22 protein-coding genes are annotated in these 24,264 nt (G+C 71.5%); 13 read left to right on the top strand and 9 right to left on the bottom strand.

Going from position 1 to position 24,264, the window contains the following annotated elements; genetic code table 11:
- Window positions 1–74: 74 nt before the first annotated feature.
- The 3 genes from ACWDVW_RS27975 to ACWDVW_RS27965 all read right to left on the bottom strand — a co-directional run bounded on the left by ACWDVW_RS27975 (window position 75) and on the right by ACWDVW_RS27965 (window position 5,470).
- Complete coding sequence (locus ACWDVW_RS27975; RefSeq protein ID WP_449954613.1) at window positions 75–659, bottom strand: hypothetical protein; 585 nt, start codon at window positions 657–659, stop codon at window positions 75–77.
- 807 nt (window positions 660–1,466) lie between these two features.
- Complete coding sequence (otsB, locus tag ACWDVW_RS27970) at window positions 1,467–4,028, bottom strand: trehalose-phosphatase (RefSeq protein ID WP_396752758.1); 2,562 nt, start codon at window positions 4,026–4,028, stop codon at window positions 1,467–1,469.
- A 41-nt stretch (window positions 4,029–4,069) separates the two neighbouring features.
- Window positions 4,070–5,470 (bottom strand): alpha,alpha-trehalose-phosphate synthase (UDP-forming), encoded by a 1,401-nt coding sequence (locus tag ACWDVW_RS27965; RefSeq protein ID WP_449954610.1) that lies wholly within the window; start codon window positions 5,468–5,470, stop codon window positions 4,070–4,072.
- Window positions 5,471–5,822: 352 nt separating this feature from the next.
- On the opposite strand from ACWDVW_RS27965, the gene ettA reads away from it, so the two are divergent.
- The 4 genes from ettA (at window position 5,823) to ACWDVW_RS27945 (ending at window position 9,372) form a co-directional block, all read left to right on the top strand.
- Window positions 5,823–7,499 (top strand): energy-dependent translational throttle protein EttA, encoded by a 1,677-nt coding sequence (ettA, locus tag ACWDVW_RS27960; protein WP_449954607.1) that lies wholly within the window; start codon window positions 5,823–5,825, stop codon window positions 7,497–7,499.
- A 15-nt stretch (window positions 7,500–7,514) separates the two neighbouring features.
- The gene (locus ACWDVW_RS27955) at window positions 7,515–7,961 is read left to right on the top strand and encodes an acyl-CoA thioesterase (protein ID WP_350700255.1); all 447 of its coding nucleotides are present in this window, start codon (window positions 7,515–7,517) and stop codon (window positions 7,959–7,961) included.
- Window positions 7,958–8,656 carry a hypothetical protein gene (locus ACWDVW_RS27950; RefSeq protein ID WP_449954605.1) on the top strand — a complete coding sequence of 233 codons (699 nt, stop codon included), beginning with the start codon at window positions 7,958–7,960 and terminating at the stop codon, window positions 8,654–8,656. Before ACWDVW_RS27955 ends, ACWDVW_RS27950 begins: the two co-directional genes overlap by 4 nt.
- Window positions 8,657–8,787: 131 nt before the next feature.
- Window positions 8,788–9,372, top strand: coding sequence for a type III secretion system chaperone family protein (locus ACWDVW_RS27945; protein ID WP_396698983.1), 585 nt, complete (start codon window positions 8,788–8,790; stop codon window positions 9,370–9,372).
- A gap of 62 nt (window positions 9,373–9,434) precedes the next feature.
- Here ACWDVW_RS27945 and ACWDVW_RS27940 read toward each other — a convergent pair whose 3' ends face one another.
- From ACWDVW_RS27940 to ACWDVW_RS27930, 3 genes are all read right to left on the bottom strand, one after another.
- A complete protein-coding gene (locus tag ACWDVW_RS27940; protein WP_449954601.1) occupies window positions 9,435–9,860 on the bottom strand; it encodes a globin in 426 nt (141 codons plus the stop codon).
- 62 nt (window positions 9,861–9,922) lie between these two features.
- Window positions 9,923–11,278: an MFS transporter gene (locus ACWDVW_RS27935; RefSeq protein WP_449954599.1), complete on the bottom strand. Its 1,356-nt coding sequence runs from the start codon at window positions 11,276–11,278 to the stop codon at window positions 9,923–9,925.
- A gap of 223 nt (window positions 11,279–11,501) precedes the next feature.
- Window positions 11,502–12,563, bottom strand: a complete 1,062-nt coding sequence (locus tag ACWDVW_RS27930; RefSeq protein WP_449954596.1) for a mechanosensitive ion channel family protein — start codon at window positions 12,561–12,563, stop codon at window positions 11,502–11,504.
- 246 nt (window positions 12,564–12,809) lie between these two features.
- On the opposite strand from ACWDVW_RS27930, the gene ACWDVW_RS27925 reads away from it, so the two are divergent.
- The gene (locus ACWDVW_RS27925) at window positions 12,810–13,343 is read left to right on the top strand and encodes an HNH endonuclease (protein WP_131056270.1); all 534 of its coding nucleotides are present in this window, start codon (window positions 12,810–12,812) and stop codon (window positions 13,341–13,343) included.
- A 147-nt stretch (window positions 13,344–13,490) separates the two neighbouring features.
- On the opposite strand, the gene ACWDVW_RS27920 is transcribed toward ACWDVW_RS27925, so the two are convergent.
- From ACWDVW_RS27920 to ACWDVW_RS27910, 3 genes are all read right to left on the bottom strand, one after another.
- On the bottom strand, window positions 13,491–14,324 hold the full coding sequence (locus tag ACWDVW_RS27920) for a class F sortase (protein ID WP_449954594.1): 834 nt from the start codon (window positions 14,322–14,324) through the stop codon (window positions 13,491–13,493).
- Between the two features lie 12 nt (window positions 14,325–14,336).
- Window positions 14,337–14,849: a hypothetical protein gene (locus ACWDVW_RS27915; protein WP_449954591.1), complete on the bottom strand. Its 513-nt coding sequence runs from the start codon at window positions 14,847–14,849 to the stop codon at window positions 14,337–14,339.
- A 72-nt stretch (window positions 14,850–14,921) separates the two neighbouring features.
- Window positions 14,922–15,362 carry an Lrp/AsnC family transcriptional regulator gene (locus ACWDVW_RS27910; RefSeq protein WP_449954588.1) on the bottom strand — a complete coding sequence of 147 codons (441 nt, stop codon included), beginning with the start codon at window positions 15,360–15,362 and terminating at the stop codon, window positions 14,922–14,924.
- Window positions 15,363–15,508: 146 nt separating this feature from the next.
- Between ACWDVW_RS27910 and ACWDVW_RS27905 the strand changes: the two genes are divergently transcribed.
- Genes ACWDVW_RS27905 through ACWDVW_RS27870 form a run of 8 tightly spaced genes read left to right on the top strand, consistent with a single transcriptional unit; the run spans window position 15,509 to window position 24,161 of the window.
- Window positions 15,509–16,408 (top strand): tryptophan 2,3-dioxygenase, encoded by a 900-nt coding sequence (locus ACWDVW_RS27905; protein WP_396752743.1) that lies wholly within the window; start codon window positions 15,509–15,511, stop codon window positions 16,406–16,408.
- A gap of 7 nt (window positions 16,409–16,415) precedes the next feature.
- Window positions 16,416–17,717, top strand: a complete 1,302-nt coding sequence (kynU, locus tag ACWDVW_RS27900) for a kynureninase (RefSeq protein ID WP_449954585.1) — start codon at window positions 16,416–16,418, stop codon at window positions 17,715–17,717.
- Complete coding sequence (locus ACWDVW_RS27895; protein WP_449954583.1) at window positions 17,714–19,048, top strand: FAD-dependent oxidoreductase; 1,335 nt, start codon at window positions 17,714–17,716, stop codon at window positions 19,046–19,048. Before kynU ends, ACWDVW_RS27895 begins: the two co-directional genes overlap by 4 nt.
- 20 nt (window positions 19,049–19,068) lie before the next feature.
- Entirely contained in the window at window positions 19,069–20,550 is a 1,482-nt protein-coding gene (locus tag ACWDVW_RS27890; RefSeq protein ID WP_449954673.1) for a 2-hydroxymuconic semialdehyde dehydrogenase, read from the top strand.
- Entirely contained in the window at window positions 20,547–21,341 is a 795-nt protein-coding gene (locus ACWDVW_RS27885) for a 2-keto-4-pentenoate hydratase (protein WP_449954581.1), read from the top strand. The genes ACWDVW_RS27890 and ACWDVW_RS27885 overlap by 4 nt, the downstream gene beginning before the upstream one ends.
- Window positions 21,338–22,291, top strand: a complete 954-nt coding sequence (locus ACWDVW_RS27880) for an acetaldehyde dehydrogenase (acetylating) (protein ID WP_449954670.1) — start codon at window positions 21,338–21,340, stop codon at window positions 22,289–22,291. The genes ACWDVW_RS27885 and ACWDVW_RS27880 overlap by 4 nt, the downstream gene beginning before the upstream one ends.
- Window positions 22,292–22,329: 38 nt before the next feature.
- Window positions 22,330–23,391 carry a 4-hydroxy-2-oxovalerate aldolase gene (gene dmpG / locus ACWDVW_RS27875; RefSeq protein WP_449954667.1) on the top strand — a complete coding sequence of 354 codons (1,062 nt, stop codon included), beginning with the start codon at window positions 22,330–22,332 and terminating at the stop codon, window positions 23,389–23,391.
- A complete protein-coding gene (locus ACWDVW_RS27870; protein ID WP_449954578.1) occupies window positions 23,388–24,161 on the top strand; it encodes a 2-keto-4-pentenoate hydratase in 774 nt (257 codons plus the stop codon). Before dmpG ends, ACWDVW_RS27870 begins: the two co-directional genes overlap by 4 nt.
- Window positions 24,162–24,264 lie beyond the last annotated feature (103 nt).

Genomic DNA, 24,264 nt, shown 5'->3' with positions numbered 1-24,264 from the left:
CCCAGGTTGCGGGTACCGGCCGGCGGCATTCTTGCTCCCCCTCTGTCGAGGAAAGTCTGATCGTTCGTTGCGGGTCAGCTGTTCCAGTGCTCGGCGACCAGGTCGGCGGCCTGCTGCTCCCACTGGGCGTAGTGGTCGGGGAACGCCGACACCTGCACCGTCTGCGCGGCCACGGTCAGCGGCATGTCCTGCCAGCCATCGACCTGCTTGAGGCCCTTCAGGAACGCCAGGGTGGAGTACTCAGGATCGGTGATCTGCTCGACCGTGCCCCAACCCGAGGACGGGCGCTGCTGGAACAGACCCTGCGAGTCGTGGTCGTTGCGGTCACCCAGGTGGCCGAGGTTCTCCAGCTTGGACTCCTGGAACGCCGTGCCGATGGCGATGACCGCGGCACGCTCGTCCATGCCGGCCTTCTTCGTCGCGGCGATGATGGCCTTGGCGTTGGCGACCTGCTCGTCGTCCAGGTCGATGCGGGACTGGGTGCCCTGCACACCGTGCGGGATCAGCTTGCCCGTGTCGGGCTTGTCCGCCTGCAATGCAACGGGCGAGGTGGTGACGGGGGTGGCGTCGGCCTGCATCGTCGGGCCGGCGAACACACCACCGGCAAAGGCCAGACCAGCGACACCGAGAACACTCTTACGCAGCAGCTTCGAGTTCATGAGACAGCTCCATTCGGGGGTAGACGCCACCAGCCCAAGGGGGACGGACAGGCGACGCGAACGCCGTCAGGCGCTAGAAGACAAGAGAAGAAACGCCGAGGCCCGCAGGGGGGGGTCAACGGGCCCGATCCTTGCGGCGCCGGGATCACAACCACCGACCCGGCCGCATCATTCCCGGGGATATCCGCGAGCCCTCGCGGCGCCGGGACCAGGTATAACGACCGACCGGCCCAGGTCATTCCGACATCAGCCGGCCACCTGCCAGGGCGCGGGGTACTCCTCGGTCAGCCACCCGATTACAACGCCACCGACCCGACCCCGATTCCGCCCAGCGCCGCCTCGCATCCGCCCAGAACCGAACATTCAACTCACAGACACCCAAAACTCCCATCTCCTGCTGGCCGTCAGGTCGCCAAGCGGCCGATGTCTGTCCTGTCCGACCGCCTAGGTGTCTCGCAGCTCGCAGTTCTCTTGCCGAACACCGACCACGCGCCCGAAAGGCCGCGCCCGAACACGCGAGGCTGCCTCGGCCTCCACACGACGGCGCCCCCAAGGTCGCCACCCAAGATCGCCCCGTTGATCAAGGAGTTTTGGTCTGGATGGGCGGCGGATTCGGACCAAAATTTCTTGATCAACCATGTCCCCGGGAGGGCCTGGTGGGCGATATGTGGAGGATTGTCGTGAAGGGAAGGGAAGGGCGGGGAGCAGGCGGGGAGGGGGCGGGGATGAGGGCGGGAGCCCGGGGAAGAGAGACGGCGGAGCGGCCGGGGACCTGGGGGTCTCCGGCCGCTCCGGGTGTACGAGGGGCTACTGCTTGAGCATGTTGTCCAGCAGCAGGGCGCAGCGGATCACGCCGAGGTGGCTGTACGCCTGGGGGTGGTTGCCCAGGCCGCGTTCGGCGAGCGGGTCGTACTGCTCGGGGAGCAGTCCGGTCGGGCCCGCCGTGTCGATCATCTGGAGGAAGAGTTCCTCGGCGTCGGTACGCCGACCGGTGCGCAGGTACGCCTCGATCAGCCAGGACGTGCAGATGTGGAAGCCGCCCTCCCGCCCGGGCAGGCCGTCGTCCCAGTGGTAGCGGTAGACGACCGGGCCGCTACGCAGGTCCGCCTCGATCTTGAGCACGGTGGAGAGGAAGCGCGGGTCGTCGCCGGGCAGCAGCCCGGACAGCCCGATCCACAGCGAGGAGGCGTCCATGTCCTCGTCGCCGTACGCGACGCTGTACGCCTCGGCGTGCTCGTGCCAGCCGTGTTCGAGGACGTTGGCGCCGATCCGGTCGCGCAGCTCCACCCACTCGGCGCGGTCCTCGCCGCCGTGCTGGCGGGTGACGTGCAGCGCCCGGTCGACGGTCATCCAGCACATCACCTTCGAGAAGATGTGGTGCCGGGGAGGCAGCCGCGCCTCCCAGATGCCGTGGTCCGGCTCGTGCCAGCGGCGACGGACCGCCTCGACCATGTTCTCCAGCACCCGCCACTCCTCGGGGCGGACCGACCCCCGGGCGTCGGCGGTGGCGGCGATCAGGTCGGCGATCGGGCCGAACACGTCGAGCTGGAGCTGGTGGTTGGCGAGGTTGCCGACGCGTACCGGCCGGGAGCCGGCGTAGCCGGGGAGCGTGTCGATGACGGCTTCCGCGCCCAGTTCGTACCCGTCGACGGTGTAGAGCGGGTGCAGCCGCTCGGGGTGTCCGCCGGTGCGCTCGACGCAACCGTCCACCCAGCGCAGGAACGCCTCGGCCTCGGTGATGGAGCCGAGGTCGACCAGGGCGCGGGCGGTCATCGCGGCGTCGCGCAGCCAGCAGTAGCGGTAGTCCCAGTTGCGGACGCCGCCCAGCTCCTCGGGGAGCGAGGTGGTCGCGGCGGCGAGGATCGAGCCGGTCGCCTCGTGGCAGAGCCCGCGTAGCGTGAGCGCGCTACGGGCGACCAGGTCCCGTGCGGTGGTCGGCAGCCGCAGCGAGGCGACCCAGTCCTTCCAGGGGCGTTCCGCGGCGGCCTGCCGTTCGTGGATCGGCAGCCGGTGGTGTTCCAGGCTGTGCGTACCGAACCGCAGTTCCAACACGACCTGACCGCCGAGCGCCGAGAGGTCGACCACCGCCTTGGCGGTCTCGTACCCGCCGTCGTTGCCGACCTCCCACTGCACGCCGGGGGAGTAGAGCGCGATGGGTTCGTTGGAACCGAGCACCAGCAGGCCGTCGCCGACCGGCTGGAGCTGGACGGCGACCTGCGCGAACTCGGGCCGGGGGGCGAACTCCACGCGGACCCGGCCGGTGCCGGCCAGCACCCGGATCAGGGTCGAGTCACCGGAGATGATCGCGGGACCGTCCGGCGTGGCCTTGGGGTCGGGCCTGTCGAGCCAGTCGGTGACGGTCAGCCCGGACCAGCGGGTCTCCACGGTCATGGTGCCGGACCGGTAGCGCTGGCCCAGCGGGATGCCGCCGCGTTCCGGGGCGACGCTGAAGTGACCGGCCGGGCTGCCGCCGACCAGGTCGGCGAAGATCGCCGCCGAGTCGGGCTTGGGGTTGCACAGCCAGGAGACCTTGGCGTCCGGCGTGAGCAGAGCGACCGTACGCCCGTTGGCCAGCATCGAGTGCCGCTCGATCGGCACCGCCCGCTCGCCGAACAGCCAGTGCCGTCGGGTCTCCAGGAGCAGGCCGAGCGCGCGGGCGGCCTCGATCGGCTCGTCCACCCGGTAGCCGGCCTTGGTCTCGCCGGGCCCGATCTTGATGCCGACGTCGGGGCCGTGCAGGTTGCCGAAGGCGTTCTCGTCGGTGATGTCGTCGCCGATGAAGAGCACCGCGCTGGCGGAGAGCTGGGTGCGGAGCTGGTCGACCGCGGTGCCCTTGTGGGTGGCCACCACGGACAGCTCGATCACCTCCTTGCCCTGCGTGACCGTCACGTCCGGCCAGGTGGCGGGGCCGTTGCGGACCGCCTCGATGGCCGCGCCGGCGATCTCGGGGGCCACCCCACGGGTGTGCACCGCGACGCTCGCGGGTTTGCGTTCCAGGCGTACGCCCGGGTGGTCCGCGGCGATCTCGCGCAGCGCGTCCCGCAGCCGGGTGCGGACCGCGATCAGCTCGGGGGAGAGCCGCTCGACGAACCCGATGTCGAACTCGGAGCCGTGGCTGCCGACCAGGTGGACCTCGCTGGGCAGCCGGGAGAGCGCGGCCAGGTCGCGCAGCGCGCGACCGGAGACGACGGCCACGGTGGTCTGCGGCAGCGCGGCCAGGGCACGCACCGCCGCCACCGACTCCGGCAGGGGTACGGCCTTGCTCGGGTCCTCCACGATGGGGGCGAGGGTGCCGTCGTAGTCGCAGGCGACCAGGAGCTGGGGGACCCGGGCGATCCGGCCGATGGCGGACCGGAGCTCCGGATCCATGGTGCCCGCCGCCGGGGTGATGATCTCGTTTGAGCCGGCGTTCACGCCGCCTCCATGTCAGGCACACCTAGTTCGGTGAGGAAGGACTTTGCCCAGTGCCCCACGTCGTGGGTGCGCAGATGGCGTTGCATAGTCCGCATACGGCGACGAGCCTCCGGCTTCTCCACATGCACGGCCCGTAGCAGAGCGTCCTTGACTGCGTCGGGGTCGTGCGGGTTGCACAGGAACGCCTGACGCAGCTCGGTGGCTGCGCCGGCGAACTCACTGAGTACGAGCGCGCCCCCGTGGTCCGCCCTCGACGCGACATACTCCTTGGCCACGAGGTTCATACCGTCTCGCAGTGGAGTCACCATCATCACGTCAGCGGCGGCGTACATCGCAGCCAGTTCGGTCCGACTGTACGACTGATGCAGATAATGCACCGCCGGCACACCGACCCGCCCAAATTCGCCATTAATCCGACCAACCTCGCGCTCGACCTTGACGCGAAGTGCCTGGTAGTGCTCGACCCGTTCGCGGCTCGGCGTAGCGACCTGCACCATAACGGCGTCCGGGACTGTCAACTTTCCGTCAGCGAGTAGCTCGCGGAAGGCCTTGAGGCGTAGTTCGATGCCCTTGGTGTAGTCGAGCCGGTCCACGCCGAGGATGATCGTCTTGGGATTGCCCAGCTCCTCGCGGATCTCCTTGGCCCGGGCCTGGATCGCCGGGTCGGCGGCCAACCGCTCCATCTCCTTGGTGTCGATGGAGATGGGGAACGCACCGGCCTTGACCTGCCGACCGTCCACCTGGATCATCTGGCCCTCGTAGCGCAGGCCGAGCAGGTGGCGGGCCAGCCGGACGAAGTTCTGCGCGGCAAGACGCTGCTGGAACCCGATCAGGTCGGCGCCGAGCAGTCCGCGCAGGATCTCGGCGCGGAACGGCATCTGCATGAACAGCTCGATCGGCGGGAACGGGATGTGCAGGAAGAACCCGATCCGCAGGTCGGGGCGGAGCTCCCGGAGCATGGCCGGCACCAGCTGGAGCTGGTAGTCCTGCACCCACACCGTCGCGCCCTCGGCCGCGACCTCCGCCGCGGCCTCCGCGAAGCGGGCGTTGACCAGCCGGTACGCCTCGCGCCAGCGTCGCTTGTAGGCGGGCGTCTCGACGGCGTCGTGATAGAGCGGCCAGATGGTGGCGTTGGACTGGCCCTCGTAGTAGCGCTCCAGCTCCTCGGCGCTCAACGGCACCGGGTGCAGACGGATGCCCTCCAGGTCGAACGGTTCGGGGGCCGCGCCGGTGCCACCGGCCCAACCGACCCAGGTGCCCTGATGCTCGGCGAGGACGGGATGCAGTGCGGTGACCAGCCCGCCCGGGCTGCGTCGCCACTGCCGGCCCTCAGGTGTGCTCACCTCGTCGACCGGCAGTCGATTCGCCACTACGACAAAGGAGCTACGGACGGTCACGATCGGCCACCTCCGGGTGCTGACGGGTCCACCGCGATGAGCGTACTGAGCGTAGCTGCGGCGTCTGTTCCCCCGTGCCGGAGTCACCTACCCTTCCCAGACTCCGTCAACCGTGAACGTGATCATGGTGACATGGCCCGCCGCCTGCCCCGACACCCTGGGCTGCTGCGCGTCGGCCCGGTGGCCTGCACGGCAGCGCGGGCGGGGCGATGTGGGCGCGGGGCGGCGTACCTGTCAGGATTGACGATGGTGTGCGCGCGGCCGGCTCCCGGCCGGCGGCGGGCGGTCAACCGGCCCGCACCCGCACCACACGACATTCGGCGATCACCACCGACGGAGGGTAGCCCGTACCGTGGCCCAGTACATCTACGTCCTGGAAAAGGCGCGCAAGGCGCACGGCGACAAGGTCGTGCTCGACAACGTGACGCTGAGCTTCCTGCCGGGGGCCAAGATCGGTGTGGTCGGCCCGAACGGCGCCGGTAAGTCCAGCCTCCTCAAGATCATGGCAGGGCTGGACCGGCCGAGCAACGGCGAGGCCCGGCTGATGCCCGGCTACACCGTCGGGCTGCTGGCCCAGGAGCCGCCGCTCAACGACGCGAAGACCGTCCTCGGCAACATCGAGGAGGCGGTCGCGGACACCAAGGCCAAGCTGGAGCGGTTCAACAAGATCGCCGAGCAGATGGCGACCGACTACTCCGACGAGCTGATGGAGGAGATGGGCCGGCTCCAGGAGGAGCTGGACCACGCCGACGCCTGGGACATCGACTCCAAGCTCGAACTGGCCATGGACGCGCTGCGCTGCCCGCCGCCGGACGCCGACGTCACCCAGCTCTCCGGTGGTGAGCGCCGCCGGGTCGCGCTCTGCAAGCTGCTGCTGGAGGCGCCCGACCTGCTGCTGCTCGACGAGCCCACCAACCACCTGGACGCGGAGAGCGTGCAGTGGCTGGAGCAGCACCTGGCCAAGTACGCCGGCACCGTGTTGGCGATCACCCACGACCGGTACTTCCTGGACAACGTGGCCGGCTGGATCCTGGAGCTGGACCGGGGCCGGGCCGTCGGCTACGAGGGCAACTACTCCACGTACCTGGAGAAGAAGGCCGCGCGGCTCGCCGTCGAGGGACGCCGCGACGCCAAGATGAAGAAGCGCCTTACCGAGGAGCTGGAGTGGGTCCGCTCCAACGCCAAGGCGCGGCAGACCAAGTCCAAGGCCCGGCTCGACCGGTACGACGAGATGGCCGCCGAGGCCGAGAAGACCCGCAAGCTGGACTTCGAGGAGATCCAGATCCCGCCAGGTCCGCGTCTGGGCAACACCGTCATCGAGGCGCACAACCTGACCAAGGGCTTCGGCGACCGGGTGCTCATCGACAACCTGTCGTTCTCGCTGCCGCGCAACGGCATCGTCGGCATCATCGGCCCGAACGGCGTCGGCAAGACCACGCTGTTCAAGACCATCGTCGGGCTGGAGCAGCCGACCGACGGCTCGGTCAAGGTCGGCGACACCGTCTCGCTGTCGTACGTCGACCAGAACCGGCAGGGCCTGGCCGGTGACAAGTCGGTCTGGGAGGTCGTCTCCGACGGGCTGGACCACCTCATGGTGGGCAGGGTCGAGATGCCGTCCCGGGCGTACATCGCCGCGTTCGGCTTCAAGGGGCCGGACCAGCAGAAGCCGACCAAGGTGCTCTCCGGCGGCGAGCGCAACCGGCTCAACCTGGCGCTCACGCTCAAGATCGGCGGGAACGTGATCCTGCTCGACGAGCCGACCAACGACCTGGACGTGGAGACGCTGTCCAGCCTGGAGAACGCGCTGCTGGAGTTCCCCGGCTGCGCCGTGGTGATCTCCCACGACCGGATGTTCCTGGACCGGGTCGCCACGCACATCCTGGCCTGGGAGGGCGACGACGAGAACCCGGCCAAGTGGTTCTGGTTCGAGGGCAACTTCGAGGCGTACGAGAAGAACAAGGTCGACCGGCTCGGCGCCGAGGCGGCCCGGCCACACCGGGTGACCTACCGCAAGCTGACCCGCGACTGAGCGGGGCGGATCGTCGTGGCTGACAGGTTCGTCTATCACTGCACCCTGCGCTGGTCCGACCAGGACGCGTACGGTCACGTCAACAACGCCCGCTTCCTCACGCTCTATGAGGAGGCCCGGGTGGCGTTGATGTTCGCCGGCGCCCAGGCCCAGGGGATCGACTCGTTCACCAACGGTGTGGTGATCCGTCGGCACGAGATCGACTACCTGCGCCCGGTCGACTTCGCCCTGCACCGCGCCACCGCCGAGGGCGCGCCCACGGTGCGGATCGACCTCTGGGTGGAGCAGATCCGGGCCGCCTCCTTCACCATCGGCTACGAGATGTACGACGGTGACCTGCTGGTCAGCCGGGCGCGTTCGGTGCTGGTGCCGTTCGACCTCGCCCAGCAGGCGGCTCGCCGGCTGACCGAGCAGGAACGGGCCTTCCTGCTCGGGTACGCCCTCGACGGCGGGACACCGTGACCGGACCACCGGGCGGCGGCACCGGGCACGGGATCGCCGACGTCGCCGACGCCGGGGCGTTCCTGTCCCGGCTGGTGCGGTTGGAGAGCGCCGCCCTGGTCCGGTTGCGGCCCGCCGGCGCAGCGGGCCGTACCTCGCTCTGGGCCCGGCTGCCGTGGGGCGTCCTGGCGGCGCGCACGGTGGCCGGTCCGGGCGCCGGGGACGTCACGGTGGCCGCCGGGAGCCTGCTGGCCGCGCTGGCGGCCGGGGAGACCGCGCTGCCGGCACGCCAGGACGCGCAGTGGCGCTGGGCGTTGCCGCCGACCGGGAGCCGGTGGGTGGAGACGCTGCCGGGCGGGGAGCTTCGCCGGCTCGCCTTGGCGGCGGCGGGCACCCTGCGCGAGGCCGCCGCGCACGGGGTGGCCGGTCGGGCGGTCGGGCAGCGGGCACTGCGGGACGCCCTGCTGGACCACGTGGCGGTGGTGGTGACGCCGGACGACGAGCCTGGCCGTCCGGTGGAGGTGACCCAGCGATTGGTGCAGGGTCTGGTTCGGATGGGTTTCCTAGGTCCTGCCGGGGATTCGCCGGAATCGGGCGCGGTCCAGGTCCGTGCGGCTGGCCGATGGGTCGGGCTGGTGGGACCGTATGGAGCTGTCTGGTCGCAGAAGGCCACGGATCTTGTCGTACGGCCCTCCGTGGCTCATGCGAACGGATGACCCTGGTTCATCCTTCTGGGCTGGGGCTGCCGTTGGGGGGGTGCTTCGTTCCGGCTGTCCGGGTACCGTCCATCCTCGGATCCAACCCACCGTAGGCGACTGGATCCGCTGGGGAGTGAGGTGCGCGAGCGATGCCGTGGTGGTCATGGCGCCCCGGTCCCGCCAGTGGCGGCGACCCGGAAACTCGAAGCAGGATCACGGTGGAAGGCACGGTCCGGGTCGGGCCGCCTCCGCCCCGCCGACCGGGGGACGACCGGTCGGGCGGGGAGCATCCGTTGATCGCCGACATGCCGGCAACCGTCGAACCGGTCACCCTGGGCCGGGTCTGCGACGCGCTCGATCTGCTCGACGTGCGCTATCTCGCCGACGGTGACGGCAACCTGTTGGCCATGTGGGAGCGGCACGCGGTGCTGGTCACGCTGGAAGGGCCCGAGGACGAGATCCTCGTGCTCCGGGCCAGGCCGCACGCGACCGTGCCGCCGGACTGGGCGGACCGGGCCTACCGGGTGGTCAACGAGTGGAACCACACCCGGCGCTTCTGCAAGGCGTACGTGGGTGACGCCACCGAACGCGGCCAGTTGCCGATCTATGCCGAGTTGCAGGTGCCGCTCGCCGCAGGGGCCCACGACGCCCTACTGGTCGAGCTGCTCGACTGCGGTGCGGCGGTGGCCACCAGCTTCGTCGACTGGCTGCACGACGAGGGCGCGCTGCTCTGACCTCGACGGGTGCGGCCCGCCGCCGCGCAGGTGGCGGGCGCCCCGGATGGTCCGGCGGTGCCTCACGCGGGCGCGGCCGGGTCCTCCATCGTGTTGACCATGAAGAGGGCCGCCCGTTCCAGGTAGGTCCAGAGCTCGGTCTCGATCGTCGGCGGCAGGTCGAGGCGCTCGACCGCCCGGCGCATGTGCCGCAACCAGGCGTCGCGCTCGGCCGCGCCGATCCGGAACGGCGCGTGCCGCATCCGCAGCCGGGGGTGCCCCCGCTGGGAGGAGTAGGTGTTCGGGCCACCCCAGTACTGCATGAGGAATAGCCTCATCCGGTCGGAGGCCGGGCCCAGGTCCTCCGGGTACATCGGCCGTAGCAGCGGATCTGTGGCGATGCCGGCGTAGAACTCGTCGACCAGTTTGCGGAACGTGGGCTCGCCGCCGACGGCCTCGAAGAGCGTGACCGTCTCGCCGTTGCGCTCGGACTCACCTGCGGGATTCACCGTTCCATCCTGCCAGGCGCCATCGACCGACGGCCCGACCGGGACGGCCCGCCGAGGGTGGTTCAGCTCACCGCGTGCTGTGGTCGGCCCGGACCCACCTGCTCGGAGCCCGGCACCTCGGACCCGCCGGCATCGCCCTGAGCGGGGTCGGCACCGGCGCGCCGGGCCGCCTCGACGGAGGCGGCCACCGTCCGGTGGTCGGGCCAGCGGAGCGCCACGATCGACATCAGCAGCACCCCCGCGATACTCCACACCCCGACCACGACGGGGATCGGGAAGCGCTCGGCGAGCAACCCGGTCACCAGCACCGCCGCGCCCTGGATCACCTGTACGCCGGTGGCCATCACGCCGAAGGCCCGGGCCCGGAAGCCGTCCGGCAGGGCCTGCACGAAGAGTCCGTTGGCCACCGGCAGCATGCCGGCGACCGCGAACCCGGAGACGGCGGCGAGCAGGGCCACCATCACCGGTGAGGGGTCGAGCAGCGAGGGCACCAGGGCCAGCGGCGCGAAGACGGCCAGCGGTCGCATCAGGGCCAGCCGTCGGGCCGGCCCGACGAGCCGCGCGATCAGCAGACCGCCGAGGATGAAGCCGAGCGGGTGCGAGGCCATGATCACGGCTTGGGCCAGGCCGGTGTTCATCCCGCCCGCGCTCTCGTTCGCCCAGGCGGCGGCGAGCCCCTCGGGCACGATCGAGAAGAGCATGGCGCTGAAGACCAGGACGGCGATCGCCCGCAACACCGGCGTCCGGAAGACGATCCGGAACCCGTCGGCGGTCTCGCGCAGCAGGTGACTGCGGTGGGCGGTGCTCATCACCGGCGCCCGGTCGCGGACACCGAAGCGGACGAGCAGCGCGGAGAGCGCGAAGGCGGCCGCGTTCATCAGCAGCGCGGCGGTCGGGCTCACCGTCGCCACGACGGCGCCGAGCAGATAGCCGACCACCTGGGCGGCCTGCCCCACGCTGGCGTTGATGGAGAGCCCCACGACGAGCCGGTCGCCGGGCAGGATCAGCGGCATCAACGCGGACCGGGCGGCCTGACTCGGCGGGTTGGCCAGAGTGGTGGCGAACAGCAACGCCAGGATCACCGGCACCGGGATGCCCGGGATGGCGATGAGCAGCATCAGCGACATGCGGATGACGTCGCAGATGACCATCACCTGCCGGTACCGGTGTCGCTCGGCGACGGTGGCCAGCAGCGGCCCGCCGATCAGCCACGGCAGGTAGCTCACCGCGAAGGCGGCGGCGGAGAGCGCGACGGACTGGGTCGTCCGATAGACCAGGAGGGTGACCGCCGCCTTGGCGACGTAGTCGCCGATCCAGGTCAGCGTGTTGGCCGCGAAGACGGCGCGGTACTCACTCTGGGCGAAAACTTCACGGAAGGTGGCCGGCCCTTCCGGAGAAGGTCGCTCGTCGGACACCATCGCCTCCATCGTCCCGGTGGCCGGCCACTCGTGATGGCTGTCCCGGAACCATCGTCAGATCTGTCGGATCAGCGAGGACGTGACCGCGCTTGGTAGCGCGTGAACCGGATTCTGCCCGATCGTCTGACAACTGGCTAGGGCGAACGGGTGGACGGTCGCATCTCCGACTGAACGAACGGACGATACCCGAGGGGCCACTCGGCCGCGACCCCCGTCGCCCCGCTCAGGTGGCACCCCCCTGACCGGTCTCACTATCGGAACGAGTAGGTAGCCCGGGAAGGAACCGGCCCGCCGCGATCCGTGCCGTGATGCCGGAGTTCTCCAGCGCCTCGGCGAGCCGGCGACGCAGTTCCCGGCCGACGGCGAACTGCCCCTCGGCGGTGGTCTTGGCCACCGTGCGGATGACCGTGCCCTCCACCGTCACCTGCTCGACGCCGAGTACGTCCGGCGGCTCCACGATCGACTGGGCCAGGTCCGGGTCGACCGCGACCGAGGCGGCGGCGGTCCGCAGCACCGCCATGGCCTCCTCGGTGCCGGCGAAACCGATCGGCAGGTCCACCACCACCAACGCCCAGCCCTGGCTCTTGTTGCCGACCCGGACGATCTCGCCGTTGCGGATGTACCAGAGCACACCCCGGCCGTCGCGCACGGTGGTGACGCGCAACCCGACCGCCTCGACCACACCGCTCGCCTCACCCAGGTCGACGTTGTCGCCGACCCCGTACTGGTCCTCCAGGAGCATGAAGAGTCCGGCGAGCAGGTCCTTCACCAGGCTCTGCGCGCCGAAGCCGAGTGCCACGCCGGCGATGCCCGCGCTGGCCAGCAGCGGTGCCAGCTCGAAGCTGAACTCCTTGAGCACCATCAGCACCGCGATGCCGTAGATGAACGCCGTGCTGATGCTGCGCAGCACCGAGCCGATCGCCTCGGCGCGTTGCCGGCGGCGTTCTGGCACGAACTCGCCAGGTTGGGCGGTGGCGGTCGGGATGCGCTCGCGCAGCGGGCGGAGCATGGTGGGCACCCCGGCGTCGCTGGTGGTGCGGACCAACCGGCGGATGGTGCGGTGCACCAGCCAGCGGGCGGCCATCGCGAGCAGCAGGATCAGGATGATCCGCAGCGGCTTGATCAGGATCCAGTAGCTGCCCTCGGCGAACCACACCGAGTCGGAGAACTTCCAGACCCAGTTGCAGACCACCTCGTCGAGACACTCGGGGCTGGGCGTCTCGTCCGGTTCCGGCGCTGCCGGGGTCGGTGTGGGTGCGACGGTACGAAGGATGCTGACAATCACCCTGTGTTCGTACCGCAACCGCCCGGCGAGTACACCGCCGCCCCACCGGACGGTGACGTCGGATGCGGCCGGTCGGGAAAGCCTCCCCAGCTACCCAGGATTAGTGCGTGCATTCGCGGTTCCGATCAGGGACGATTGGCGCAACGGACGTCGGTGATCCGGCCGGCGTCGACATGGTGTGGGGCTGTGTCCGACACCGGTCGGCGGTGGCGAGTGTGACTGCCGCTTGACCGGGAGGGTGACGCGATGCCTGACATACGACCCACGGTGGGCTCCGGCGCGCTGGTTCTCAACGCCACCTACGAGCCGCTGTGTGTCGTGTCGGTACGCCGTGCCGCGATCCTCGTGCTCTCCGCCAAGGCGGTCTGTGTCGCCGACGGCGAGGGCATCCTGCACAGCGCACGCAATGCGCTCCCGGTGCCCTCCGTCGTCCGGCTCACCCGGTTCGTCCGGGTGCCGTACCGCACCCACGTCGGCCTGTCCCGGCGGGCGATCTTCGCCCGGGACGGCTGGCGGTGCGCCTACTGCCGAGGCCCGGCCGAGACCATCGACCACGTCTTCCCGCGCAGCCGGGGCGGTCGGCACGCCTGGGAGAACGTGGTCGCCGCGTGCGCCCGCTGCAACCACAGCAAGGGCGACAAGACCCCGGCCGAGATGGGCTGGCGGCTGCACTCCCCGCCGGCCCCGCCGCGCGGGATCGCCTGGCGGGTGCTCGGGCACCGCGCCCCCGACCCCCGCTGGGCGGACTGGCTCGACCTGCGCGAGCCCGAAGCCGCCTGAGCCGCCGGCGGAAGCCCGAGTCGCGCCCGGCCGGAGCCTCCTGGGCCGTCCGGCCGGGAGCCGCCTGAGCCGAGGCTGGAGCCGCCGGAGCGGCGTCCCCGAGTCGCGCCGCCTGCGAAGTCCGATGTCGGCCGACCGCAGGCCGGGTCAGCGGGCCTGCACCAGTGAGGCGAAGACGATCACGTTGTCCGCGTAGCCGGTCTCGCCGCCGACCCAGCGCCCACCGCAGGTGATCAGCCGCAACTGGGGTCGGCTGAAGTCGCCGAAGACGTCGTCCGCCGGCAACTGCTCCTTGTCGTACCGGCCGACCCGCTCGACCTCGAACACCGCCACCGAGCCGTCGGAGCGGGCCACCTCGACCCGGTCACCGGACCGCAACTCCCGCAGGTCCTGGAAGACGGCCGGGCCGGTGCTGGTGTCCACGTGCCCGACGATGACGGCCGGGCCGTACTGGCCGGGGGTCGGGCCCTGGTCGTACCACCCGGCCTCCTGGGCCCGCTCGGCCGGCGGGGCGGCGACGCTGCCGTCCGGCGCGATCCCGACGTTGTGCACCGGGGCGGTCAGGTCGATCTTGCTGATCTCGATGCTGACCGGCTCGCTCGCCGACAGCATCGGGTAGTCCTTCGGCGGACGGGCCAGCCCGGCGATGAACCGGTCCGGCAGCAGGTTCACCCCGGTCAGCCGCTCGACGCCGAGCATCGTGACGATCAGCAGCATCAGCGCACCGATCACCAGGACCGGCACCCCGGGGGTGGAGCGGCCGAAACGCCGGTACCGGCCGACCTGTCGACCCCGAGGCGGCAGCGGCGGGGTCGCCGGATCCGGCGTACTGACGCTGGCCGTCCCCATCTGCGCGGTGACCCGGCCCAGCCGGCCCCACGCCGTGCCCACCACCCGTCGCCAGGCGCGAGGCACCCGACGGGCGGTGGTCCGGCGTAGGCCCGGACCGGGTTCCGGCACGGGTACGCGAGGGCCGCTCATCGCGACAGCGGGTCAGGAACCGGCCCGACGCCGGTTGCTGACCAGCCCGAACACCACCACTGCGGCCACCGTGGCGGCGCCGCCGAGCAGCAGCATCGAGCCGGTCCCGCCGCCTGCGGTGCCGCCGCCACCGGTCGCCGGTCCCTTGGTGGGCTGCTCCATGTTCAGCACGGTCAGCGTGGTGTGGGCCGTCTGACCGTTCTCGCAGCGCAGGTTGACCGGGTAGTCGCCGGCCTGCTTGTCGCTCGGCACGGTGACGTCCCCGGTGAGGAAGCCGTTGTCCGGGCGGAGGAAGACCTGACGGAACGCGTCCGAGGTCACCTCGGCCTGCCGGTTGTTGGCGTTGTCGCAGCTCGCCTTGAGGTGCACCCGCGAGCCGGCCTGCACGCTGTTCGGCGTCACCTCGACGAAGGTGTTCTCACCCGCTCGCGCGGGCGCGGCGCCGACCAGGACGAAAGCCCCGATCAGGGCGAACGCGCCGAACAGTCGGACGATGGTCGACGGGTACGGAAGCAGACCCCGCATGATCCTCCCTCCCGGCACCGGTGCACCGGTCCTGCTGGGGCGACCCGCGGCGCATTCCCGCTGCCGGGGCGGCTAACCCGACAGCGGGGTGACCGGCTGCCAGCCCAGCGGAGTGGAGAGGACCATCGTGCTCGACGGCTGCCCGTACGGGGCGAGTCGGTCGATGACGGCCTCGAACTCCCCGATCGAGCAGGCCGCGACCTTCAGCACGCTGCACGCGTCGCCGGTGATCCGGTGGATCTCCAGGATCTCCGGCCAGTCGGCGACCTCGGGGACGTGCAGGATGCACCGGGCGCCGTAACAGGACATCCGGATCAGCGCCACCACGTTGCGACCGGCCCGGGCCAGGTCGACGTGGGCGTGGTAGCCGGTGACCACGCCGGTCTCCTCCAGCCGCCGGACCCGTTCGGCGACCGCCGGGGGAGACAGGTGCACCCGCCGGGACAGCTCGCTGAACGACAGTCGCGCGTCGGCCTGCAGCTCACGGAGCAGGGCCCAGTCCATCTCGTCCACGCGGCGACCTTACGTCCGGCAACCGAACCGCTGCCAGTGCCTTTCGTTCGGCAGGTCGACCTGCGTAACCGCCGTTGAAGAGGCATTCCGTCCGGCGATCCCACCGCGAGATCATGTCTGGACCGACGCCAGGAAGGAGCGGACGCATGGAGCAGACGGAACTGCGCCCCGGTACCCGGGCGGCGGTGCGTCCGGTCACCGGCCGCCAGCGCGCGGCCCGTGCCGCACGCAACGGCGGCGAGCCGACGCTGGAGTTCGCCGAGCGGGTGCCGTACGACGCGTACGTGCAGGCCAGCACGCTGCACCGGTTGCAGCAGCCGCTGAGCGACGACCCGGGCGAGATGTCGTTCCTGATGGTCAGCCAGATCATGGAGCTGTACTTCGGCCTGACCTGCCACGAACTGCGCGACGCCGCCCGGCTGGTGCACACCGACCGGGTGTGGGAGGCGCTCGCCCCGCTGCGGCGGGCCGCGCTGCACCTGGAAGGGCTCAACGCCGCCTGGCGGGGGCTGCGCTGGATGACCCCGGCCGACTTCAACCGCTTCCGCAACCTGCTCGGCGAGGGCTCGGGCTTCCAGTCGGCCATGTACCGCCACCTGGAGTTCCAGCTCGGGCTGCGCGACCCGGCGCTGATCCGGCCGTTCCGCCGGCAGACCGAGGTGCACGCCGAGCTGACCGCCGCCCTCGACACGCCGAGCGTCTGGGACGAGGTGGTGGCCCTGCTCGCCCGGCACGGCCACGAGCTGCCCGCCGACCTGCTGGAGCGGGACGTGGCGGTCGAGCACGAGCCGCACCCCGCCGTCGAGGCGGCCTGGGTGCGGATCTATGCCGACTCCGGCCCGGACAACCACCTGCGGATGCTCGGTGAGGCGCTGACCGAGGTCGCCGAACAGTTCGGCGACTGGCGGCACCACCACATCAAGGCGGTGCAGCGCACCATGGGCGCCAAGGTCGGCAGCGGCGGCTCCGCCGGGCTGGCCTGGCTGCAACGCAGCATGGCCCGGGTGGTCTTCCCCGAGCTGTGGTCCGCCCGTACCGCGATGTGAGGCGACGATGACGACGAACGAGGCCGAGGCGCCACGCCCCGGCGAGGCCGAAGCCCTCCGGCTGGACGCCACCGACCCCGGACACCGGCACCTGTTCCACGTGCCACCGGCCGACGGTGGTCACCATCCCGAGTCGGCCTACCTGGCCGGCAACTCGCTCGGCCTGCAACCCCGGGCCACCCGGGACGAGTTGCTGGCCGACCTGGACGACTGGGGGCGGCTCGGTGTCGAGGGGCACCTGGAGGCGGCACGGCCCTGGCTGCCGTACCACGAGCTGTTGACGGCCCCGGCCGCGCGACTGGTCGGCGCCCTGCCCACCGAGACCGTGGTGATGAACTCGCTCACGGTCAACCTGCACCTGCTGATGGTCAGCTTCTACCGGCCGACCGGCACGCGGACCCGGATCGTCATCGAGGACAGCGCCTTCCCGTCGGACAGCTACGCGGTGCGCAGCCAGGCCCGGTTCCACGGCCTCGACCCGGACACCACGGTCGTCCGGCTGACGCCGCGCCCCGGCGAGGACACCCTGCGCACCGAGGACGTCACCGCGTTCCTGGCCGCCGAGGGGGACACCGTCGCCCTGGTGATGCTCGGCGGAGTCAACTACCTCACCGGCGAGCTGATGGACGTCCCGGCGATCACCGCCGCCGGCCGGGCCGCCGGGGCGGTCGTCGGCTGGGACCTGGCGCACGCCGCCGGCAACGTGCCGCTGTCGCTGCACGAGTGGGACGTCGACTTCGCGGCCTGGTGCTCGTACAAGTACCTCAACTCCGGACCGGGCGCGCTCGGCGGGGTGTTCGTGCACGAGCGGCACCACGGCGACGCGGACCTGCCCCGCTTCGAGGGCTGGTGGAGCACGGCGGCGGCGACCCGCTTCGAGATGACCCCGGTCAGTCGTCCACCGTCCACCGTGGAGGCGTGGCAGATCTCCAACCCGCCGATCTTCTCGATGGGGCCGGTGCGTACCTCGCTGGAGCTGTTCGACGCGGTCGGGATGCCCACGCTGCGCGAGCGCAGCCTGCGGCTCACCGGCTACCTGGAGCGGCTGCTGGACGAGGTGACCGCCGACCGGCCGCTGACCGTGATCACCCCGCGCGACCCGGGGCGCCGTGGCTGCCAACTCTCGGTCAGACTCGGCGAGGGCAGCGCCAGGGAGCTGACCAAGCGGCTCCGGTACGAGCACGGAGTGATCGCCGACGCCCGGGAGCCGGACGTCGTCCGGTTCGCCCCGGTGCCGCTCTACTCGACGTACCACGACTGCTGGCGGGTCGCCGACGCGCTGGCCGCGACCGTTGGGAGAGCTGGATGAACCGGGAACGCGACGAGATCGCCGTGGTCGGCGCCGGGCTGGCCGGCTGCCTGCTGGCCTGTTTCCTGGCCCGCCGGGGCTACCCGGTGGCGCTGTACGAGCGGCGGCCGGACCCGCGTACCGGGACCATCGAACGGGGCCGGTCGATCAACCTGGCGCTCTCCGAGCGCGGGCTCGACGCGTTGCGCCGGATCGGGCTCGACGAGCAGGTGATGGCCGACGCGCTGCCGATGCGCGGCCGGATGGTGCACCCGGTGCTCGGTGAGCCGGGCTTCCAGTCGTACAGCGTCTCCGGCGACCGGGCGATCAACTCGATCAGCCGGGGTGCGCTGAACAACGCGCTGCTGGAGGCCGCCGCGAAGCTGCCCGGCGTGCGGATCGCCTTCGACCACCGGCTGGTCGGCCTGGACCCGGACACCGCGCGGATGACCTTCGAGACCCCGCAGGGCGCGGTCACCGCGGACGCGCGCGTCGTCCTCGGCACCGACGGTGCCGGCTCGGCGGTACGCGGACAACTGCTCGAACACGGCCTGCTCACCGAGAGCGTCGACTTCCTCGACTACGGCTACAAGGAACTGAGCATCCCGCCGGCCGATGGTGACTTCGCCCTGGACGAGGGTGCGCTGCACATCTGGCCGCGCGGCACCTCGATGATGATCGCGCTGCCCAACCCGGACCGCTCCTTCACCTGCACGCTGTTCTGGCCCACCCACGGCACCGCGAGCTTCGCCTCGCTGGGCAGCAAGGCGGCGATCGAACGGCACTTCGCCGCGCACTACCCGGACCTGCTGCCGCTCGCCCCCGACCTGGTCGACGACTACCAGCACAACCCGGTCGGCGTCCTCGGCACGGTGCGCTGCGACCCGTGGCAGGTGAACGGACGCGTCGGCCTGCTCGGCGACGCGGCGCACGCCATCGTCCCGTTCTACGGCCAGGGCGCGAACTGCGCCTTCGAGGACGTGGTGGAGCTGGACCGCTGCCTGTCCGAGTGCGCCGACGACTGGTCCGCCGCGCTGCCACTGTTCCAGCAGCGCCGGCAGGGCAACGCCGAGGCGATCGCCCGGATGGCACTGGCCAACTTCGTGGAGATGCGCGACAAGGTCGCCTCGCCGGTGTTCCGGACCCGCAAGAAGGTCGAGCACGCCCTGGAGCGGGCGCTGCCCGGACGGTACGTCTCCCAGTACGAGATGGTCTCCTTCTCCACCGTCCCGTACGCGCAGGTGCGCCGCCGGGTGCGCCGGCAGTACCAGGTGCTCGGCGCGGTGGCCGCCGGTGTGCTGGCGGCGGTGGCCGGTGCGGCGGTGGCGATCGGGCGCGGGAGACGTCGATGACCCGCTGGGACCCCCGGTTGATGACCGGGCACGCGCCGGACGGCCCTGTCCTGCTGCGCAACTTCGTCGGCGGCGAGTTCCGCGACGAGGGCGCCCGCTTCACCCGACGGAGCCCGGTCACCGGCGAACCGGTCTTCGAGGTGGTCGAGGCCGGCGCGTCGGTGGTGGACGACGCGGTGGCGGCGGCCCGGGCGGCGCTGCGCGGGCCGTGGGGTCGGATGGGGGAGCGGGAACGCGCCGAGGTGCTCCGTCGGGTCGCCGACGAGTTGGAGCGCCGCTTCGACGACCTGGTCACCGCCGAGGTGGCCGACACCGGCAAGGCCATCTCGCAGGCCCGCACCCTGGACATCCCGCGTGGCGCGGCCAACTTCCGGGCCTTCGCCGAGATCGTGGCGACCGCGCCGACCGAGTCATTCACCACGGTCACCCCGACCGGCGGCCGGGCACTCAACTACGCGGTCCGCAAGCCGGTCGGCGTGGTCGCGGTGATCGTGCCGTGGAACCTGCCGCTGCTGCTGCTGACCTGGAAGGTCGCACCGGCCCTGGCCTGCGGCAACGCCGTGGTGGTCAAGCCCAGCGAGGAGACCCCCGCCTCGGCCACGCTGCTCGCCGAGGTGATGGCGGCGGCCGGTGTGCCCGAGGGTGTGTTCAACCTGGTGCACGGCTTCGGTCCCGGTTCGGCCGGGGAGTCCCTCACCCGGCACGCGAGCGTCGACGCGATCACCTTCACCGGGGAGTCCGCCACCGGCAGCGCCATCATGCGCGCCGCCGCCGACGGCGTGAAGGCGGTCAGCTTCGAGCTAGGCGGCAAGAACGCCGGGCTGGTCTTCGCCGACGCCGACCTGGACGCGGCGGTCGCCGGCTCGGTCCGGTCCAGCTTCACCAACGGCGGCCAGGTGTGCCTCTGCACCGAGCGGATCCTCGTGCAGCGACCGGTGTTCGAGGAGTTCACCGAGCGGCTGGCCGCGCGCGCCGCCGAGCTGGCGTACGGCTGGCCCGCCGACGAGGCGACCGTGAACATGCCGCTGATCTCGCACGCCCACCGGGACAAGGTGCTCGGCCACTACGACCTGGCCCGCGCCGAGGGGGCGCAGGTGCTGGCCGGCGGCGGGGTGCCGCAGTTCGGCGACGCCCGCGACGGTGGCGCGTACGTGCAGCCGACTGTCCTGACCGGGCTCGGCCCGGACGCCCGCACCAACCGCGAGGAGATCTTCGGGCCGGTGGTGCACGTCGCGCCCTTCGACACCGAGGACGAGGCGTACGAGCTGGCCAACGGCACCGAGTACGGCCTGGCGGCGACCGTGTGGACCCGGGACGTGGGTCGGGCGCACCGGGCCGGCGCCCGGCTGGACGCCGGCATCGTCTGGGTCAACACGTGGTTCCTGCGCGACCTGCGTACCCCGTTCGGCGGGGTGAAGGCGTCCGGCATCGGCCGCGAGGGCGGCGTGCACTCGCTCGACTTCTACTCCGAACTCACCAACGTCTGCGTGGACCTCTCATGACCGTTGACTTCGATGCTGTTGGCCGTGAGCTGATCGAGGCTCGGGCGAGTGGGAAGCCGTGCCCGCCGCTGCGCGGGCGACTGCTGCCCGAAGGGGACGTCGAGGCGGCGTACCGGGTGCAGCAGATCCAGGTACGCGAGTGGCTGGCGTCCGGCCAGCGCCGGGTGGGCGCGAAGGTCGGGCTGACCTCCCGGGCGGTGCAGGACGCGTTCGGCGTGTACGAGCCGGACTTCGGTGTGCTCACCAACGTCATGGCGGTGCCCGACGGGGCCGAGATCGCCCTGGACCGGTTGCTCCAGCCCCGGGTCGAGGCGGAGATCGCCTTCGTGCTCGGCGCCGACCTGCCCGACGCTCGGGTCACCACCGTGGACGTGCTGCGCGCCGTCGACCATCTGCTGCCGGCCATCGAGGTCGTCGACTCCCGGGTGGCCGGATGGGACATCTCCATCGTGGACACCGTGGCGGACAACGCCTCCAGCGGGCTGTTCGTGCTGGGCACCTCGCCGCGTCGGGTGAGCGACGTGGACCTGCGGCTGGCCGGGATGGTGTTGGAACACGCCGGGGAACCGGTGTCGGTCGGTGCCGGGGCGGCCTGCCTCGGCAACCCGCTGCACGCGCTGGCCTGGCTGGCCGGCACGCTGGCCCGCGCCGGTGACCCGCTGCGCGCCGGTGACGTGGTGCTCTCCGGTGCGCTCGGGCCGATGGTGCCGGTGACGCCCGGCGCGACGTACGAGGCACGTATCTCCGGGCTCGGTTCGGTCCGGGCCTGCTTCGCGAAGGAGGCGTCCTGATGGCCGGAGTGGCGGTGATCGGGTCCGGCAACATCGGCACCGATCTGATGATCAAGGTGCTCCGGTCGGGCGGTGACGCCGACGGCGGCGCGGCGGGCCTGCGGATGGTGGCGATGGCCGGCATCGACCCGGCCTCCGACGGGCTGGCCCGCGCCCGCCGCCTCGGCGTGGCCACCACCGCCGAGGGCGTGGACGGGCTGGTCGCGATGCCCGAGTTCGCCGACGTCGACCTGGTCTTCGACGCCACGTCGGCCGGCGCGCACCGACACAACGACGCGGTGCTGCGAAGCCACGGGCGCACGGTGGTCGACCTGACCCCGGCCGCCATCGGCCCGTACGTGGTGCCGCCGGTCAACCTCGACGAGCACCTGCACGAGACGAACCTGAACATGGTGACCTGTGGTGGGCAGGCGACCGTGCCGATCGTGGCGGCGGTCCGCCGGATCACCCCGGTGGCGTACGGCGAGATTGTCGCCTCGATCGCCTCGCGGTCCGCCGGTCCCGGCACCCGGGCCAACATCGACGAGTTCACCGAGACCACCTCCCGGGCGATCGAAGTGGTCGGCGGCGCGGAACGCGGCAAGGCGATCATCGTGCTGAACCCGGCCGAGCCGCCGCTGCTGATGCGGGACACCGTCTACTGCCTCTGCCCCGACCCGGACGCCGACCGGGCCGCCATCGCCGAGTCGGTCGCCGCGATGGTCGCCGAGGTGCAGGAGTACGTCCCCGGCTACCGGCTCAAGCAGGACGTGCAGTTCGACCGGGTGGACGCGTACGTGCCGACGCTGGGGCGGCAGCTCACCGGCGTACAGGTGACGGTCTTCCTGGAGGTCGCCGGTGCCGGGCACTACCTGCCCGCGTACGCCGGGAACCTGGACATCATGACCTCGGCCGCGCTGCGGACCGCGCAGCGCCTGGTCGCCCTGCGCGCCGAGGGGGTGCGGGCGTGACCACGACGAACGCCGCTGCGGTCGTGGAGGGCGGGCCGGTGACCGAGCTGTACATCCAGGACGTGACGTTGCGCGACGGTATGCACGCCATCGCACACCGGTACACCGTCGACCAGGTCCGCACCATCGCCGCCGCGCTGGACGCCGCCGGGGTGGCCGCGATCGAGGTGGCGCACGGCGACGGTCTCGCCGGTTCCAGCGTCAACTACGGCCACGGCGCGGCCAGCGACGCCGACTGGATCGCGGCGGCGGCCGAAGTGATGACCACCGCGAAGCTGACCACCCTGCTGCTGCCCGGCATCGGCACCATCGCCGACCTCAAGGCGGCCCGCGCGCTCGGCGTGACCAGCGTCCGGATCGCCACCCACTGCACCGAGGCCGACATCTCCGCCCAGCACATCTCGTGGGCCCGCGAGAACGGCATGGACGTCGCAGGCTTCCTGATGATGTCGCACATGAACGACCCGGCCGGGCTGGCCGCGCAGGCCAAACTGATGGAGTCGTACGGGGCGCACTGCGTCTACGTCACCGACTCCGGCGGCCGGTTGCTGATGTCCGACGTGGCGCAGCGCGTCGACGCGTACCGGCAGGTGCTGGAACCGACCACGCAGATCGGCATCCACGCGCACCACAACCTCTCGCTCGGAGTGGCCAACAGCGTGCTGGCCGTCGAGCACGGGCGCATCGTCGGCGCCGACGCGATCGGCCCGGACGCCCCGCACGGGCGTACCGTCCGGGTGGACGCCTCGCTCGCCGGAATGGGCGCCGGGGCCGGCAACGCGCCGCTGGAGGTCTTCGTCGCGGTCGCCGAACTGCACGGCTGGAAGCACGGCTGCGACGTGTTCGCGCTGATGGACGCCGCCGACGACATCGTCCGCCCGCTCCAGGACCGGCCGGTCCAGGTGGACCGGGAAACCCTCTCCCTCGGCTACGCCGGGGTCTACTCCAGCTTCCTCCGGCACGCCGAACGGGCCTCCGCCCGGTACGGCGTGGACGTCCGCTCCATCCTGGTCGAACTCGGCCGGCGGCGGATGGTCGGCGGGCAGGAGGACATGATCGTCGACGTGGCGCTGGACCTCGCAGGGCAGGAGAAATCATGACTGGGCCGGACATCGCGCAGATCGCGGCGACACTGGACCGGGCGGCCGACACGGCCACCGCTGTACCGCAGGTCGCCGCCGAGGCCGGTCTCGACGTCGACGCCGCGTACGCGGTGCAGGCCGCACTGGTGCAGCATCGGCTCGACCGTGGCGAGCGGCTGGTCGGGCTGAAGATGGGGCTCACCAGCAAGGCGAAGATGGCCCAGGTCGGTGTGGACGAGGTGATCTGGGGACGGCTCACCGACGCGATGCGGATCCCCGACGGCGGCACCGTCGACGTGACCGGCTTCATCCACCCCCGGGTCGAACCCGAGGTGGCGTTCCTACTGGACCGGCTGCCCGAACCCGGCGAGCCGGTCGGCGACTTCACCGACGCGGTCCGCGCGGTCGCCCCGGCGATCGAGCTGATCGACAGCCGGTACGCGAACTTCACGTTCTCGCTACCGGACGTCATCGCCGACAACACCTCGGCCGGCGCGTTCGTGATCGGCCCCTGGTCGCCGGTGCCCGACGGGCTGGAGAACCTCGGCGTCCTGCTGGAGATCGACGGACGGGTGGCCCAGGTCGGCTCGACGGCGGCCATCCTCGGCGACCCGCGTCGGGCCCTCGACGAGGGCATCCGGCTGGCCGGTCGGCACGGCGTACGGCTGCGGGAAGGGTGGGTGTTCCTGGCGGGGGCGGCTACGGCGGCGGTGCCGTTGCGGGCTGGGGTTCGGGTGCGGGCTGTGGTGGAGAAGCTTGGTGGGGCTTCGGTTCGGGCTGGGTCGTGATGTCTGTGTTTTTGGGTTTGGGCGGTGGTTGCGCGGTGGGGGTTCCGGGCAGCCCGACCGGCTCCGGGCGGTCAGGCTTGATCCCTGCGCCGGTCGGGCTGCC

The organism is Micromonospora sp. NPDC003241 (assembly GCF_053589795.1).
Note: the sequence above shows the minus strand (reverse complement) of the source record. Positions and strands in the feature narration are given on the sequence as shown.

Excerpts from the sequence above, each read along its gene's own strand:
- ACWDVW_RS27975 (WP_449954613.1), bottom strand. The coding sequence starts at position 659 with ATGAACTCGAAGCTGCTGCGTAAGAGTGTTCTCGGTGTCGCTGGTCTG.
- ACWDVW_RS27905 (WP_396752743.1), top strand. The coding sequence starts at position 15,509 with ATGGAGCAGACGGAACTGCGCCCCGGTACCCGGGCGGCGGTGCGTCCG.
- ACWDVW_RS27945 (WP_396698983.1), top strand. The coding sequence starts at position 8,788 with ATGCCGTGGTGGTCATGGCGCCCCGGTCCCGCCAGTGGCGGCGACCCG.
- ACWDVW_RS27920 (WP_449954594.1), bottom strand. The coding sequence starts at position 14,324 with ATGAGCGGCCCTCGCGTACCCGTGCCGGAACCCGGTCCGGGCCTACGC.
- otsB (WP_396752758.1), bottom strand. The coding sequence starts at position 4,028 with ATGGATCCGGAGCTCCGGTCCGCCATCGGCCGGATCGCCCGGGTCCCC.
- ACWDVW_RS27925 (WP_131056270.1), top strand. The coding sequence starts at position 12,810 with ATGCCTGACATACGACCCACGGTGGGCTCCGGCGCGCTGGTTCTCAAC.
- ACWDVW_RS27915 (WP_449954591.1), bottom strand. The coding sequence starts at position 14,849 with ATGCGGGGTCTGCTTCCGTACCCGTCGACCATCGTCCGACTGTTCGGC.
- ACWDVW_RS27885 (WP_449954581.1), top strand. The coding sequence starts at position 20,547 with ATGACCGTTGACTTCGATGCTGTTGGCCGTGAGCTGATCGAGGCTCGG.
- ACWDVW_RS27870 (WP_449954578.1), top strand. The coding sequence starts at position 23,388 with ATGACTGGGCCGGACATCGCGCAGATCGCGGCGACACTGGACCGGGCG.
- ACWDVW_RS27935 (WP_449954599.1), bottom strand. The coding sequence starts at position 11,278 with ATGGTGTCCGACGAGCGACCTTCTCCGGAAGGGCCGGCCACCTTCCGT.
- ACWDVW_RS27890 (WP_449954673.1), top strand. The coding sequence starts at position 19,069 with ATGACCGGGCACGCGCCGGACGGCCCTGTCCTGCTGCGCAACTTCGTC.
- kynU (WP_449954585.1), top strand. The coding sequence starts at position 16,416 with ATGACGACGAACGAGGCCGAGGCGCCACGCCCCGGCGAGGCCGAAGCC.
- ACWDVW_RS27895 (WP_449954583.1), top strand. The coding sequence starts at position 17,714 with ATGAACCGGGAACGCGACGAGATCGCCGTGGTCGGCGCCGGGCTGGCC.